This window comes from Sphingomonas guangdongensis (assembly GCF_900199185.1).
Classification (GTDB): domain Bacteria; phylum Pseudomonadota; class Alphaproteobacteria; order Sphingomonadales; family Sphingomonadaceae; genus Sphingomonas; species Sphingomonas guangdongensis.
Genome location: NZ_OBMI01000001.1, coordinates 1,054,640 through 1,069,471 on the forward strand (window position 1 = coordinate 1,054,640; position 14,832 = coordinate 1,069,471).

At 67.3% G+C, this 14,832-nt stretch carries 15 protein-coding genes; 5 read left to right on the forward strand and 10 right to left on the reverse strand.

Annotated elements, in window-relative coordinates; all coding sequences use genetic code 11:
- Nucleotides 1-31 precede the first annotated feature (31 nt).
- From leuS to holA, 3 genes are read left to right on the forward strand one after another with little or no spacing between them, the layout of a single operon-like run.
- Nucleotides 32-2,560: a leucine--tRNA ligase gene (gene leuS, locus CRO12_RS05115; protein WP_097062867.1), complete on the forward strand. Its 2,529-nt coding sequence runs from the start codon at nucleotides 32-34 to the stop codon at nucleotides 2,558-2,560.
- Complete coding sequence (gene lptE / locus CRO12_RS05120) at nucleotides 2,557-3,063, forward strand: LPS assembly lipoprotein LptE (RefSeq protein ID WP_097062868.1); 507 nt, start codon at nucleotides 2,557-2,559, stop codon at nucleotides 3,061-3,063. Before leuS ends, lptE begins: the two co-directional genes overlap by 4 nt.
- On the forward strand, nucleotides 3,060-4,082 hold the full coding sequence (gene holA / locus CRO12_RS05125; RefSeq protein WP_097062869.1) for a DNA polymerase III subunit delta: 1,023 nt from the start codon (nucleotides 3,060-3,062) through the stop codon (nucleotides 4,080-4,082). The genes lptE and holA overlap by 4 nt, the downstream gene beginning before the upstream one ends.
- Here the strand turns inward: holA and CRO12_RS05130 are convergent.
- From CRO12_RS05130 to CRO12_RS05155, 6 genes are read right to left on the reverse strand one after another with little or no spacing between them, the layout of a single operon-like run.
- Nucleotides 4,079-4,978: a ParB/RepB/Spo0J family partition protein gene (locus CRO12_RS05130; protein ID WP_097062870.1), complete on the reverse strand. Its 900-nt coding sequence runs from the start codon at nucleotides 4,976-4,978 to the stop codon at nucleotides 4,079-4,081. The genes holA and CRO12_RS05130 overlap by 4 nt on opposite strands.
- Nucleotides 4,975-5,754 (reverse strand): ParA family protein, encoded by a 780-nt coding sequence (locus tag CRO12_RS05135; protein ID WP_097062871.1) that lies wholly within the window; start codon nucleotides 5,752-5,754, stop codon nucleotides 4,975-4,977. Before CRO12_RS05135 ends, CRO12_RS05130 begins: the two co-directional genes overlap by 4 nt.
- Nucleotides 5,751-6,374, reverse strand: coding sequence for a 16S rRNA (guanine(527)-N(7))-methyltransferase RsmG (rsmG, locus tag CRO12_RS05140; protein ID WP_097062872.1), 624 nt, complete (start codon nucleotides 6,372-6,374; stop codon nucleotides 5,751-5,753). Before rsmG ends, CRO12_RS05135 begins: the two co-directional genes overlap by 4 nt.
- Nucleotides 6,371-8,203, reverse strand: a complete 1,833-nt coding sequence (gene mnmG / locus CRO12_RS05145; protein WP_097062873.1) for a tRNA uridine-5-carboxymethylaminomethyl(34) synthesis enzyme MnmG — start codon at nucleotides 8,201-8,203, stop codon at nucleotides 6,371-6,373. Before mnmG ends, rsmG begins: the two co-directional genes overlap by 4 nt.
- Nucleotides 8,204-8,260: 57 nt before the next feature.
- Entirely contained in the window at nucleotides 8,261-9,547 is a 1,287-nt protein-coding gene (gene mnmE, locus CRO12_RS05150) for a tRNA uridine-5-carboxymethylaminomethyl(34) synthesis GTPase MnmE (RefSeq protein ID WP_097062874.1), read from the reverse strand.
- The gene (locus tag CRO12_RS05155) at nucleotides 9,544-9,771 is read right to left on the reverse strand and encodes a DUF6489 family protein (RefSeq protein ID WP_097062875.1); all 228 of its coding nucleotides are present in this window, start codon (nucleotides 9,769-9,771) and stop codon (nucleotides 9,544-9,546) included. The genes mnmE and CRO12_RS05155 overlap by 4 nt, the downstream gene beginning before the upstream one ends.
- Nucleotides 9,772-9,797: 26 nt before the next feature.
- On the opposite strand from CRO12_RS05155, the gene CRO12_RS05160 reads away from it, so the two are divergent.
- Nucleotides 9,798-10,295: a methylated-DNA--[protein]-cysteine S-methyltransferase gene (locus tag CRO12_RS05160; RefSeq protein ID WP_097062876.1), complete on the forward strand. Its 498-nt coding sequence runs from the start codon at nucleotides 9,798-9,800 to the stop codon at nucleotides 10,293-10,295.
- A complete protein-coding gene (locus CRO12_RS05165; protein ID WP_097062877.1) occupies nucleotides 10,270-10,962 on the forward strand; it encodes a dienelactone hydrolase family protein in 693 nt (230 codons plus the stop codon). Before CRO12_RS05160 ends, CRO12_RS05165 begins: the two co-directional genes overlap by 26 nt.
- A gap of 3 nt (nucleotides 10,963-10,965) precedes the next feature.
- Here CRO12_RS05165 and CRO12_RS05170 read toward each other — a convergent pair whose 3' ends face one another.
- From CRO12_RS05170 to hemE, 4 genes are all read right to left on the reverse strand, one after another.
- Nucleotides 10,966-11,652 carry a TerC family protein gene (locus tag CRO12_RS05170; RefSeq protein ID WP_097062878.1) on the reverse strand — a complete coding sequence of 229 codons (687 nt, stop codon included), beginning with the start codon at nucleotides 11,650-11,652 and terminating at the stop codon, nucleotides 10,966-10,968.
- A gap of 170 nt (nucleotides 11,653-11,822) precedes the next feature.
- Nucleotides 11,823-13,079 carry a transcription termination factor Rho gene (gene rho, locus CRO12_RS05175; protein ID WP_097062879.1) on the reverse strand — a complete coding sequence of 419 codons (1,257 nt, stop codon included), beginning with the start codon at nucleotides 13,077-13,079 and terminating at the stop codon, nucleotides 11,823-11,825.
- A gap of 177 nt (nucleotides 13,080-13,256) precedes the next feature.
- Nucleotides 13,257-13,712 (reverse strand): CopD family protein, encoded by a 456-nt coding sequence (locus CRO12_RS05180; RefSeq protein ID WP_097062880.1) that lies wholly within the window; start codon nucleotides 13,710-13,712, stop codon nucleotides 13,257-13,259.
- Nucleotides 13,709-14,752: a uroporphyrinogen decarboxylase gene (hemE, locus tag CRO12_RS05185; RefSeq protein ID WP_097062881.1), complete on the reverse strand. Its 1,044-nt coding sequence runs from the start codon at nucleotides 14,750-14,752 to the stop codon at nucleotides 13,709-13,711. Before hemE ends, CRO12_RS05180 begins: the two co-directional genes overlap by 4 nt.
- Nucleotides 14,753-14,832 lie beyond the last annotated feature (80 nt).

Genomic DNA, 14,832 nt, shown 5'->3' on the forward strand with positions numbered 1-14,832 from the left:
GGGGCCGGGCGCCCCCGAACGGAGCACAGCCATGTCGCGTTTCAACGCGCTGACCGCCGATGCCAAGTGGCAAGCGGTGTGGGATGAGCGCGCCACCTTCGCGGCCGACGACGCGAGCCCCAAGCCGAAAAGCTACGTGCTGGAAATGTTTCCCTACCCGTCGGGAAAGATCCACATGGGCCACGTTCGCAACTACACCATGGGCGACGTACTCGCGCGCTTTCGTCGAATGACCGGGCACGAGGTGCTCCATCCGATGGGCTGGGACGCGTTCGGCATGCCGGCCGAGAATGCGGCGATGGAGAAGGGCGTTCATCCCGGCGCCTGGACCTACCAGAACATCGCCGCGATGAAGGCGCAGCTGAAGCGGCTGGGCTTCGCGCTCGACTGGAGCCGCGAGCTCGCGACCTGCGACCCCGGCTACTACGGGCACGAGCAGGCGCTGTTCCTCGACCTGCTCGCCGCCGGACTCGTCTACCGCAAGGAGTCGGCGGTCAACTGGGACCCGGTCGACATGACCGTGCTGGCCAATGAGCAGGTCATTGACGGCCGCGGGTGGCGATCGGCCGCGGTGGTCGAGAAGCGTAAGCTCAGCCAGTGGTTCCTGAAGATCACCGACTTCGCCGACGAGCTGCTCGACGGGCTGTCCACGCTCGACCAGTGGCCCGATAAGGTTCGGCTGATGCAGGAGAACTGGATCGGCAAGTCGGAGGGGCTGACCTTCGGCTTCACCGTGGCCGACGACGTGTCCGCCACATCGCCGATCGCTGACGAGCGCCGGATCGCCGTCTACTCGACGCGTCCAGACACGATCTTCGGCGCGAGCTTCGTGGCGGTCGCGGCCGATCACCCGATTGCGCTGGAGCTCGCCGCTGTGAACGCGGACGCCGCCGGCTTCATCGAGCAGTGCAAGGCCGGCGGCACCACCGCAGCCGAGCTGGAGACGCAGGAGAAGCTCGGCTTCGACACCGGGCTGAAGGTGCGGCATCCGTTCGACAGCGGCTGGATGCTGCCGGTCTTCATCGCCAACTTCGTGCTGATGGACTATGGCACCGGCGCGGTGATGGGCGTGCCCGCGCACGATCAGCGCGACCTGGATTTCGCGCGCAAGTACGGGCTTGAGGTACGCCGCGTGGTCGCCGACGACGACGCCGCTGACCCGGTGTTCGCCGGCGAAGAGGCCTACACGGGCCCGGGTCGCCTGGTGAACTCCGCCTTTCTAGACGGGCTGAGCGTCACGGATGCCAAGCGCGCGGTGATCGAGCGTGCGGAAGCAGGCGGCTGGGGCCAAGGCTCCACCGTGTGGCGCCTGCGCGACTGGGGCGTGAGCCGTCAGCGTTACTGGGGCACGCCGATCCCGATCATCCACTGCGAGGCGTGCGGCGTCGTGCCGGTGCCGAAGGAGCAGCTGCCGGTCGTTCTGCCAGAGGACGTCAGCTTCGACGTGCCAGGCAACCCGCTCGATCGCCACCCGAGCTGGAAGCACGTCGCCTGCCCGAGCTGCGGCGGCGCCGCGCGGCGCGAGACCGACACGCTCGACACTTTCGTCAACTCGAGCTGGTACTTCATCCGCTTCGCAAGCCAGCCGGAGGACCAGCCGTTCGACCGGGCGGTGGCCGAGCAGTGGCTTCCGGTCGGCCAGTATATCGGCGGGGTCGAGCACGCGATCCTGCACCTGCTCTACGCCCGCTTCTGGACGCGCGCGCTGCGGCGCGTGGGGCGGATCGACGTAGCGGAGCCGTTCGCGGGTTTGTTCACGCAGGGAATGGTGACGCACGAGACCTATCAAGACCCTGCCGGCGCCTGGCTGTCGCCGGACGAGGTAGCGGACGGCCGTGTCGTCGCGACCGGGGAGCCGGTGACGGTCGGCCGGGTCGAGAAGATGTCCAAGTCAAAGAAGAACACGGTGGATCCCTCGCCCATCGTCGATCGCTACGGCGCGGACGCCGTGCGCTGGTTCATGCTGTCCGACTCGCCTCCTGAGCGCGATCTGCCGTGGAGCGAGGCGGGCATCGAGGGCGCATGGCGGTTCGTCCAACGCCTGTGGCGGCTCGCCACGCCGGACGGCGCACCCGTGACCGACTCGCCCGATCACGACCTCGCCAAGCGCGTCCACCGCACCACCGCGGCGGTCGCCAGCGATATCGAGGCGCTGCAGTTCAACAAGGCGGTTGCGCGGCTGTACGAGCTGACCAGCGCGATCGAGAAGGCTGCGCCCTCGACCGACCGCGAGGCGGCCATCACCACCCTGCTCCAGCTGGTCGCGCCGATGGTGCCGCACCTTGCCGAAGAGGCCTGGGCGCTGCGCGGCAACGACGGGTTGATCGCCGACGCAACCTGGCCGACGGTCGATCCCGCGCTGCTGGTCGACGACGAAGTGACGATCGCGGTGCAGGTCAACGGCAAGCTCCGCGACACGCTCACCGCCGCCAAGGGTGCCGCGAAGGACGCGCTGGAGGCGGCCGCGCTCGCCTCCCCCGCAGTTCAACGCACGCTGGAGGGCAAGGAGCCGAAGAAAGTGGTTGTGGTGCCCGACCGACTGGTCAACATCGTCGCATGACGCGCCTGCTTCCCCTCGCCGCGCTGCTGCTGCTGCTCACGGCCTGCGGGATGCGGCCGCTCTATGGCGGGGTCGACAGTGCCGCGCGCACGGCCTTGTCGGGCGTGGAGGTCGCGCCGATCGAGGGTCAGTCGGGTTGGCTGGTCGCCACCGCGCTGCGAGATCGGCTGAGTGCGACGGCCTCGGGAACGCCGCGCTATCGCCTGGACGTCAGGCTGGACGATCGCATTTCCGGGCTCGGCGTTCGCCGCGATGACAGCGTCGCGCGTGAGCGGCGGACGCTGCGCGCACGCTACCAGTTGGTGGATCTCGCCAGCGGCAACACGCTGCTGGACGCGGCTGCCGGATCCGATGCCGGGATCGATGTCGTCGGCTCCGAATATGCGACGATCGCCGCCGAGCAGACGGCGCTGGAGCGTCTCTCCGGGATCGTTGCCGATCAGATCGTCGCGCGGATCGCGCTCTATGGTCAGCGGACCGCGGGCGCGGCGCCGCAACCATGAAGGCGACCGCGGCGCAGCTCGCGTCCGCGATCACCCGGATCGGCAAGGGCGGCGGCGACGTCCGGCTGATCCTGCTTCACGGCAACGATGATGCAGGCGCGGCCGAGCATGCCGCGCAGCTCGGCCGCGCGATCGGGTCTGATGCCGAGCGCATAGACCTCGACGGGGCGGCGCTGAAGGCCAACCCCGGGCTGCTCGCCGACGAAGCGGCGTCGCTGTCCCTCTTCGGCGGCAAGCGCTGGGTGCGGGTCGCGGCCATGGGCGAGGAGTCGCTGGAGGCGGTGCAGCTGCTGCTCGCGGCGCCTGCCGGCGGCAACCCGGTGGTCGCGCTCGCCCCGACGGTCAAGGCGAGTGGCAAGCTGGTGAAGGAAGCGGTCGCCGCTCCCGCCGCGATGGCGCTCGCCTGCTACCAGCCGGAGGGAAAGGCGGCCACCCTGCTCGCCGCCGACATCGCCCGCGCCCACGGCGTCAGGCTTACCGGCGAAACTGCGGCGACGATGTTCGCGGCGGCCGGGGGCGACCGCGCGATCCTGACGCGCGAAATCGAGAAGCTGGCCCTGTTCCTCGACGCCGCACCCGACCGGCCACGCGAGGCCGACGCGGAGACGCTCGCCAGGATCAGTGCGGATGTGGAGGGCGCGGAGATCGGCGCGGCGGTGGAAGCGCTGATCGGCGGCCGGCCCGACCGGCTGGCAGCCGACCTGATTGAGCTCGACGCCGCCGGTACGATGGTGCCGACCATGCGTGCGCTCGCGAGGCGGTTGATCGCGCTGGCCGAGATGCGCGCCACGGTTGACGACGGCGAGTCGCCGGAGGTGGCGGTCGAGCGCCACCGCGTCTTCTTCCGTGAGCGCGACAGCACGGTGCGGCTGCTTCGCAGCTGGACCAGTCCACAGATCGCACAGGCGCTGGCGCGCGTACGGCGCGCCGAGCGCGGGATCATGAGCGGCGGCGGTGCGGGCGTGACCGGCGCGCACGAGCTCGTCACGCTCGCGCGGGCGGCCGCCCGACGCGGCTAGATGCCCTCGCCGCTCAGCCGCTGGCAGACCATGTCGAGCTGATCGAGCGTGGAATAGGAGAGCGACAGCACGCCCCCCTTCTCGCCGTGCGCGATCCGCACGTTGAGCCCGAGCAGATCACCGAGCTGGCGCTCCAGCGCGGCGATGTCGGCATTCTCGTTCGCGGCAACGGGAGGCGTCGGGGCACGCGCTTTGCCGGCCGACGGCTTAGCCTCGCGCGCCAATCGCTCCGTATCCCGGACGGTCAGCTGCTCGGCCACGACTCGTCTAGCGAGCCCCTCGGCATCGCGCGCCCCGATCAGCGCCCGTGCGTGCCCCATTTCGATCGCACCCTCGACCACCAGCGTGCGGACCGGCGGCGGCAGATCGAGCAGCCGAAGGAGATTGGCGACATGGCTGCGCGACTTGTTCACAATTCGGCCAAGCGCCTCCTGCGTGTGACCAAACTGATCGATCAGCCGTCGGTATGCCTCAGCCTCTTCGATCGCGTTGAGGTCGGCGCGCTGGATGTTCTCGACCAGCGCGATCTCCATCGTCTCCGCGTCGGTAAGCTCCCGGACGATGACGGGCACTTCGTGGAGCCGGGCACGTTGCGCTGCCCGCCAGCGCCGCTCGCCGGCGACGATCTGATAGTCGTGGCCGTGCGGGCGGACGACGATTGGCTGGATCAGCCCGCGCTGCGCGATCGATCGGGCGAGCTCGTCTAGCGCTTCCTCGTCGAAGTGCCGGCGCGGCTGATCCGGATGCGGCCGCATCGCGCTGACCGGGAGCGTCCGGATGCCAGTCGCCGGGCTCTCACCCGCAACCGCCGGCTCCGGCACGTCACCGAGGAGCGCACTTAGTCCGCGACCAAGCCCGGTGCGAGGTTTCCGCGGGGAAGACGGCTGATCGCTCATGCGGCCTGCGCGATTCGCGGCAGGCGGGTGATCACCTCGCGCGCCAACGCCATATACGCCTCCGATCCAGCGCAGCGATGATCGTAGATCAGGGCCGGCATGCCATGGCTCGGTGCCTCCGACAGACGCACGTTGCGGGGAATGACGGTGTCGAACACCACGGGCCCTAGCACCGCGCGAACGTCGTCCGACACTTGGTCCGTCAGGCGATTGCGACGATCGTACATCGTCAGCACGACCCCCAGGATCGAGAGCCCGGGATTGAACCGGGACCGGATCCGCTCGACCGTGCTGAGCAGCTGGCTCAATCCCTCAAGCGCGAAGAACTCGCACTGGAGCGGGACCAGCAGGGCATCGGAGGCGACCATCGCGTTGATCGTGAGTAGACCGAGCGACGGCGGACAATCGATCAGGACCACATCCCAGCGACTGCTACCCGCTTCGATCGCCTGGTTGAGGCGATGGGTACGCGCGTCGAACTCGATAAGCTCGATCTCTGCCCCGGACAGATCGACCGTCGCGGGCACGACATCCAGCCGTGGAACGTCGGTGCGCACGGCAGCCTCGTCGAGCGTCGCCTCGCGGATCAGCAGATCGTAGCTGGACACTTCGCGGTTGGCGCGATCGATCCCCAACCCGGTAGACGCATTGCCCTGTGGATCGAGGTCGATCAGCAGCACCCGCGATCCCGTCGCAGCCAGCGCGGTGCCGACGTTGATCGCCGTCGTCGTCTTGCCGACACCGCCCTTCTGGTTCGCGATGGCGATCACCTTCATCGCGGCCGCACCTGGGTCGCGACGATGATGCCGGCAGCGGGATCGGTTAGGCTGTGTTCCACGTGGAACTCTCCTTGCCACGTCTGCCGCGCATTCTCCAGTTCGACGGACGCCGACGCGCCCTTGGGTAGGAGAAAAACCGTGGATAGTCCCGCGAAGCCGCGTGCGTCGGCGAACAGGCGATCGGTCTTGGCCACGGCTCGAGCAGAGACGATTGCGGCTTTCGGCAAGGTCACACGGTCGGCCGAACGTCCGATGATCGTCACACGGTGGTCTAGATCCAGATCCTTTGCCGCGGCCTCGAGGAAAGCGACTCGCAGGCGGCGTGGTTCGATAAGGACAACCGACCAGTTGCTCGCAGCCGCGATGACAAGGCCTGGGAGGCCCGCGCCGCTGCCGATGTCGACCCACGTCGCCCCCGCACTAGGTTCAACGGCAAGCCGCAGCAGTTGCGCACTGTCGACGATGTGCCGGGTCCACATCGCCTCCTTGGTTGAGGGAGCGATCAGGTTCTGGCGCTCACTTTCCGCGGTCAGCAGATCTACGTAGCGACGTAGACGATCGAGCGCCGGTGTGCCGAACTGCGCCGCACACCACCCCTGCGCCTCCTCCTCGTTCACGCCGCGCGACGTCGGACGTGAAGCAGGATGGCCGAGAGCGCGGCCGGCGACACACCACGCACTCGCTCCGCATCGTTCAGCGTGCGCGGACGCGCCGCCGACAATCGCTGCACCATCTCGCTGGAGAGACCCGGAACCGTATCGTAGCGAAGATCGTCCGGCAGATGGGTCACTGCCGCCGCGCGTCGTGCAGCGATCTCGGCGGCTTGCCGCTCCAGATACGGTGCATAGCGCGCATCCTCGACATACTCGGCGAGCACATCCGCGGGTACGTCCGGCACCTGCACCAGCTGCTCGGGCGCGACATCAGGCAAGCGAAGCCACTCACGAGCTGCGCGACGACTACCGTCTCGCGCCACGTTGATCCCGCTGCGGCGGAGGTCGTCGGCCGTCAGTTGAGCATCGAACGCCTGGTCCAGCTTGTGACGGTCCGCCACGCGCTGCCGATACCAGCTCTGCCGCGCTTCACCGATGCATCCGACAGCCATCCCCTGCTCGTGGAGCCTGGCCGGGGCATTGTCACTGCGCAGCGTCAGGCGGTACTCCGCGCGCGCGGTCAGCATTCGGTACGGCTCGGTGACGCCCTGCAGGACCAGATCGTCTATCATGACGCCAAGATAGCTGCTGCCCCGATCGAGGAGCAGCGGTGCGCGTCCCAATGCACGCGCCGCGGCGTTGACGCCCGCGACGAGCCCCTGCCCCGCCGCTTCCTCATAGCCGGTCGTGCCGTTGATCTGTCCGGCACAGAAGAGACCGGGGAGCGCTCCGACTTCCAAACGGTGATCGAGTGCGCGCGGATCGATATGGTCGTACTCGACGGCGTAGCCCGGCACCGTGATGACGGCTTGCTCCAAACCGGCAATCGAGTTGATCATCGCGACCTGCACATCGACCGGCAGCGAGGTCGATATTCCGTTCGGGTAGACCAGCGGATCGGTTAGCCCTTCTGGTTCAAGGAACAGCTGGTGCCCCTTCCGATCCGCGAACCGGTGCACCTTGTCCTCGATAGACGGACAGTAACGCGGTCCCTGCCCGCTGATCTCTCCGGAGAACAGCGGCGATCGCGACAGGCCGGAGCGGATAATATCGTGGGTTCGCTCGTTAGTGCGCGTGATTGCGCAGGCGAGCTGCGGCAAGCGACGCTCCGCGGTGAGCGGCGACATCGTCCAGTGGTCGGCATCACTTGGCTGCGGAGTTAGCGCACCCCAATTGATCGTACGCCCGTCGAGTCGTGGCGGCGTGCCTGTCTTCAGCCGTCCAATCGGCAAAGCGAGTGCGCGAAGCTCCACGCCAAGCCGGGTTGCGGCACGCTCCGCTACCCTCCCGCCGTCCGCGCGCTCATCGCCACGGAACAGCCGGCCACCAAGGAAGGTCCCGGTTGCGAGGATCACAGCAGAACAGGTGACAACCGCTCCACCCGACAGATCGACCCCGCATATCCTTCCGCCTTCCGTCTTCAGCGAGCGGACCTCATCCGCGATCACCTGGATGCGCGAACTCGCGACGGCGTGCTGCACCGCACGGGCATATTCGACACGATCCGCCTGGATGCGCGGGCCATGAACGGCCTTGCCCTTGCTCAGGTTGAGCATCCGGTGGTGAATAGCCGCCGCATCTGCAGCCGCCGCCATTACACCGTCCAGCGCGTCGATCTCGCGGACGAGATGGCCCTTCCCGACACCACCGATCGCCGGATTACACGACATCGCACCAATAAACGCCGGATCAAAGGTCACGAGTGCGACGCGCGCACCTACCCTATCCGCTGCAAGAGCAGCCTCGACGCCGGCGTGCCCGCCTCCGACGACAACCACATCAACCTTGTGCATTGTTGGTACCTAGTCGGTTAGTCAAACAGCGTCAAAATGCTGTTCCACGTGGAACGCCTATTTGCCGATGCAGAATCGTGCGAACAGCGCATCAAGAACGTGCTCTACCGATGCTCGTGCTGTGATTCGGTCGAACAACTCACGCGCGATCCGCAGTTGCTCGGCGGCAATCAGCAAATCCGATTGACCATCGGCATGACGAAGCGCGCTTGCCGCCGCGTTTGCCAGTGCCCGCTGACGATTGTTGAGCGCTAACTCATCCGCAGCTGGAACCAGCGTCGACGCCGCCCGACCCAGCGCCTCCCATAGTGCAGCGGTACCCTTGACGCTCGTCCCCGATGCCGGGATCCGTCCCTCCGGGACGTGACGCCGGTGCGGGAGGTCCGCACGAGCATGGACGGCTATCATTTCGCTTGACGGTGGCGGCCCGTCGCCGAGCCATAGCACCAAGTCCGCCGCTGCGATGCTTTCGCGCGCGCGTGCAACGCCGATAGCTTCGATCTGATCGTCACTCTCCGTCAAGCCTGCCGTGTCGGTGAACAGCCAGGCACGTCCGTCACGCACGACCGGCGCATCGATCCGGTCACGAGTCGTGCCCGCGATCGGCGAGACGATCGCAACATCGCGTTCAGCCAGCGCATTGATCAACGTCGACTTTCCACTGTTGGGCGGGCCCGCCAACACTACGCGCAGGCCGTCGTGCAACCGCTCGCTCGATGGTCGTGACAGCACCACCTCAATGTCGCGAACCAAGGTGGCGATCTGATCAGCGACGCCCCTGGCCAACGTGTCGCCGGCACCGACATCACCCTCCTCCTCATGGTCGATCGCCGCCTCTACCTGAGCGGCGGCGGCGACCGTCGCTGCGCTCCACTGCTCGATCTGCCGGCGGATCAGCCCGTCGGCACTGCGCAGGGCTGCGCGCCGCTGCGCCTCCGTCTCCGCACTCAGCAGATCGGCAAGCCCCTCGGCGGCGGTGAGGTCCAGGCGCCCGGACGCGAGCGAGCGGCGCGTGAACTCGCCTGCCAATGCCGGACGAACGCCGTCGATCACCGCCAATGCAGATTCGACCGCGCGGACCACCGCGCGTCCGCCATGAAGGTGGAACTCGACCAGATCATCGCCGGTAACGCTGCCGTCAGCCGGAAACGCCAGCACGAGCCCGCGATCCAGCAACTCGCCGGATGACGGCTCTCGTAGCGCCCGCAAACCTGCACGGCGTGGCGGCGGCAGCGGCCCGACGAGCGCCTCCGCCGCCTCGAACGCCACGGGCCCGCTCACCCGAACGATCGCGATCGCCGCGGGCACGACACCGCTGGACAGTGCGAAGATGGTGTCGGTCATCCCTTCGGCGCGGCGTCGAACATCCGGCGCCAGAAAGCCATGCCGGCCTCCCCCATCGGCGCCCAGCTGCGCACGAGCGTCTCCATCATCTCGGGCGATGCTCCCCCTTGCATCGTCTCCAGCATCATGCCGACATAGCGTTCATGGATCGGCGACAGATCGGGCAGCCCCATGGCTGCGCGCGCCTCCTCGGGCGTGCACTCGATCTCGACATTGATCTTCATGGACGTTCCCCTCATCGTGCGCGCCGATGCTCTATGCGCGCGATATCGCCCTGCTCGCAACGCCGATCGGCACGATCCGGATCGAGGGTGACGACGCTGTCGTGCACCGCATCGTGATCGATCCCGGACTGGCGACGCCGCAATCCGCCACCGCTGCTGCGGTCGGCAGGGCCGCCGAGCAGATAGTGGCATGGTTCGACGGCACCCTTGCGCACTTTGACCTGACTCTTGCTATGCCTGGTACTCCAAGAGGCGCCGAACTCCGCGACGGACTGGTGCAGGTCGGCTACGGGCATACCGTCACCTATGGTGTCCTTGCCCAACGGCTCAACTCCAGCGCACGCGCGATCGGCCAGCTGTGTGCTCGCAACCCGTTCCCGATCGTGGTGCCGTGCCATCGCGTGCTGGCCAGCGGCTTGCGGGACAACTACTCGGCCGGTGAGGGCCTGATCACGAAGCGCTGGCTCCTCGACCATGAGGCACGACACGGAGGACGCCATGACGGACATGATCGACACTCTTGACGGCACGGGCAGCTTCGCCGGCTATGTTGCGCGACCCGCCGGAACTCCGATGGCGGCGATTGTCGTCATTCAGGAGATCTTCGGGGTGAATCCCGGCATCCGTCAGAAGTGCGACAAACTCGCGGACGCGGGGTATCTGGCGGTCGCGCCGGACCTGTTCTGGCGCATCGAACCTGACATCCAGCTCGATCCGGACGTGCCGGAGCAGATGCAGCGCGCGCTTGGGCTGATCGGCCAATTCGACCAAGACGCCGCCATTCGCGACATTGAGGCGACGATCCGTTTCGCCCGAGCGGCGAGCGGGGGAGCGAAGGTCGGGTGCGTCGGCTACTGCCTGGGCGGGCGCCTCGCCTACATGACCGCGGCCCGCACCGACGTCGACGCGAGCGTCGGCTATTATCCGGTGGGCATCCCCGACCTGCTGCGTGAGGCTCAGGCGATCGCGCACCCGCTACTCCTCCATGTCGCCGGCGCCGACCACTTCGTCGATGCGGCCACCCAGGCCGCCATGCACGACGGCCTCGACGATCACCCGAAGGTCGCGATCATCGACTATCCGGGCGAAGACCACGGCTTCGCAACCGAGGTCGGCACCCGGCGCTCACCAGAAGCGGCGGAACGGGCCGACGCGGCAACGGCAGCGTTCTTCCGCGAGCACCTCGCCTGAGGCTCAGGCCGCGTTCTCCGTGCAGACGCGAGCTGCATCGGAGAACAGCGGCGACAAGCCGACGCACGGATCGGTGAAGCCCTCGAAGATCATCTTGCCCGCGACATAAAGGATGACGAGCAGCCCGACATACGCGATCCACCGATAGCGCTCGATGTACTTGGCGATGATGTTGGCGGCGACGCCCATCATCGCCACCGACAGCAGCAGGCCGACGATCAGGATGCCGGGGTGCTCGCGTGCGGCCCCCGCCACCGCCAAGACATTGTCCAGGCTCATCGACACGTCCGCGACTGCCACCGCCCACGCCGCGCCCGCGAAGCTCTTGGCGGGCTTGAGGTTGGCGGCTTCCTCGTCATGGTGCCCGGGGGGCTGGCGCAGCTCACGCCACATCTTCCATGACACCCAAAGCAGCAGCAGCCCGCCAGCGAAGATCAGCCCTACGATCTGCATCAGCTGTGTGACCAGCAGCGCGAAGATGATCCGCAGCACCAGCGCGGCGATGATGCCGATCAGAATGACCTTCTTGCGCTGATCGGCGGGCAGCCCGGCTGCGAGCGCGCCGACGACGATCGCGTTGTCGCCGGCCAGCATCACGTCGATCATCAGCACCTGCAGGAACGCGGTCAGCGCCGAGGGCGAGGTGATGTTCGAGAAGTCGGCGAGGATGTGCTGCCAGAGTTCGGTCATGCGGGCGTCCTAGAGACAAAAAAGGCGCGGGCAAAGCACGCGCCTTCTGAGCGGTTTGTAACGTTCTGCTTCTTGAGCGCCGCGGCGCAGCCGCGTCGTCGGTCGGGGCTGGGGCCCCGCCGACCGTGCCGACGTGAGTCCTGCCGCAGCAGGCGACAGGCCACGAGCGGCTACTGATTCATGCTGTCGAAGAAGTCGTCGTTGGTCTTCGAGTTCTTCATCTTGTCGAGCAGGAATTCCATGGCATCGATCGTGCCCATCTGCATCAGAATGCGGCGCAGCACCCACATCTTGCTGAGCTTGTCCTTCTCAACCAGCAGTTCTTCCTTGCGGGTGCCGGACTTGCCAACGTCAAGCGCGGGGAAGATGCGCTTGTCCGCGACCTTGCGGTCGAGCACGATCTCCGAGTTGCCGGTGCCCTTGAACTCCTCGAAGATCACCTCGTCCATGCGGCTGCCGGTATCGATCAGCGCAGTGGCGATGATGGACAGCGACCCGCCCTCCTCGATGTTGCGCGCGGCACCGAAGAAGCGCTTCGGACGCTGCAGCGCGTTCGCGTCGACACCGCCGGTCAGCACCTTGCCCGACGACGGCACCACCGTGTTGTAGGCGCGGCCCAGGCGCGTGATCGAATCGAGCAGGATGACGACGTCCTTCTTGTGCTCGACCAGCCGCTTGGCCTTCTCGATCACCATCTCGGCGACCTGGACGTGGCGCGTGGCGGGTTCGTCGAAGGTGGAGGACACGACCTCGCCGCGCACGGAGCGCTGCATGTCGGTGACTTCCTCCGGCCGCTCGTCGATCAGGAGGACGATCAGGAACACTTCGGGGTGATTGTCGGTAATCGCCTTGGCGATGTTCTGGAGCATCACCGTCTTGCCGACGCGCGGCGGCGCGACGATCAGCGTGCGCTGGCCCTTGCCCTGTGGCGACACGATGTCGATGACGCGGGCCGACTTGTCCTTCTGGGTCGGATCGAGCTGGTCCAGCGTCAGCTTCGATTCCGGATAGAGCGGGGTCAGATTGTCGAAGTTGACGCGGTGGCGAACCGCGTCCGGGTCGTCGAAATTGACCTTGGAGAGCTTCACCAGTGCGAAGTAGCGCTCGCCGTCCTTGGGCCCGCGGATCTCGCCCTCGACCGTGTCGCCGGTGCGCAGCCCGAACTTGCGGACCTGGTTCGGCGACACATAGATATCGTCCGGCCCGGCGAGGTAGTTGGCCTGGGGCGAGCGCAGGAAGCCGAAGCCGTCGGGCAGCACCTCGATCGTGCCCTCGCCCATGATCTGCTCGCCGTTGTCAGCCTGCACCTTCAGGATCGCGAACATCAGGTCCTGCTTGCGCAGGGTGGATGCGCCCTCGACGCCCAGCTCCTCGGCCATGCTGACCAGCTCGGCGGGCGATTTCTTCTTGAGGTCTTTCAGATGCATTGCGGGCGTCCGGACTTGGATGCTGTCGAGGATTTCGGGCGCTGGAGGGGTCGAGAAGACGACGGCGCGGGAAAGATGGGAAGCGAGGCGCGCCCGCTGGCTGGCGGTGTCGGCCTCGGACACGCGAATTAGGTGTCACCCTGCGCCAAGTCAAGCACGAGCGCCTGACCTACCCGATCAGAATGGTCGCACGATCACCAGGATGACGATCAGCGAGACGGCGAGCGCAGGCACTTCGTTGACGAGGCGGAGCGTGCGCGGGGGGAGCGGTGCCTCGCCCCGGCCGAGCTTCCGGGCATAGCCGATCGCCCAGCCGTGATAGCCCGAGAGCGCGAGCACCAGCAGCAGCTTGGCATGGAGCCAGCCGAGCCCGGGCACGCCGTCGAACAGCCCGGCGTTGGCGGCGAGCAGCAGCCCCAGGCCCCACACGATCACCAGCGACGGCGTGAGAATCATCCGGCGAAGCACGGCCTCGCGGTGCTGCCATCGCGCCGCCTCGCCGGGGATCGCCAGACCCTCCTGGTGGTAGACCAGGTAGCGCGGCAGCATAAATAATCCCGCCATCCAGAAGATCACGAAGATGACATGCGCCGCCTTCACCCACAGGTAGGCGGCCCCGAGCAGGTTGGTCATGCCGCGCCTCTTACGCGCTCCAGGAGGCGCTGCACATGGGCGATCGGCGTGTGCTGCCCGATCCCGTGGCCGAGGTTGAAGATGTGCGGCCGTCCCCGGAACGCGTCCAGGATGCGGTCGATCGCAGCGTCGAGCGCGTCGCCGCCAGCCTCCAGCGCCAGCGGATCGAGGTTTCCCTGCACCGGCAGGTCGGTCGGCAGCACCTGATGAGCCCAGGCCGGATCGACGGTTTCGTCGATGCCGAGCGCGTCGACGCCGGTTTCGCGCGCATAGGCGGCGAGCTTGCCGCCCGCCCCCTTGGGAAAGCCGATGATCAGGAGATCCGGGCAGCGCGCCCGCAGCTCCGCGACGATCGCGGCGTTGGGCGCAATCACCCAGCGTTCGAACTGTGCCGGCGACAGGCTGCCCGCCCAGCTGTCGAACAATTGCACCGCCTCCACCCCGGCCGCATGCTGGGCGGCGAGATAGTCGATCGTGACCGGGACGATCCGGTCGACCAGCGCCTGCATGGCGTCAGGATCGCGGTAGGCGAGCATCCGCGCGGCTGCTTGGTCCTTCGATCCCTGGCCGGCAATCATGTAGGTGGCGACTGTCCAGGGCGATCCTGCGAACCCCAGGAAGGTGACCGTCGGCGGTAGCGCCGCGGCGACACCGCGGATCGTCGCGTAGATCGGCTCCAGCTTCGCCGTGTCGACCTCACCGAGCCGCTCGATTGCCGCCAACGTGTCGAGCGGCGGCGCGAGGCGCGGTCCCTCGCCGGCCCCGAACGTCAGCTCCTGCCCCATGGCCCAGGGCACCATCAGGATGTCGGAGAAGAGGATCGCCCCATCGAAGCCGAAGCGTCGGATTGGCTGAAGCGTCACCTCCGCCGCCGCCACCGGATCGGTCGCGAGGGCCAGGAACCCGCCCTTCTCCGCGCGCAACTCACGGTACTCGGGGAGGTACCGGCCGGCCTGGCGCATGAGCCAGACCGGCGGCACCGGCAGCGTTTCTCCCCGGAGCGTCCGGAGGAGCGGTTTGGGGGCGGGCACGTCGCTCACCGGGTCTCCCAACTATAAATAAAGAGAATCTTAAAGGGTTGTTGAAGGTGGTTGGCGCGTGGGTAGCGGGGTTTGAGCAT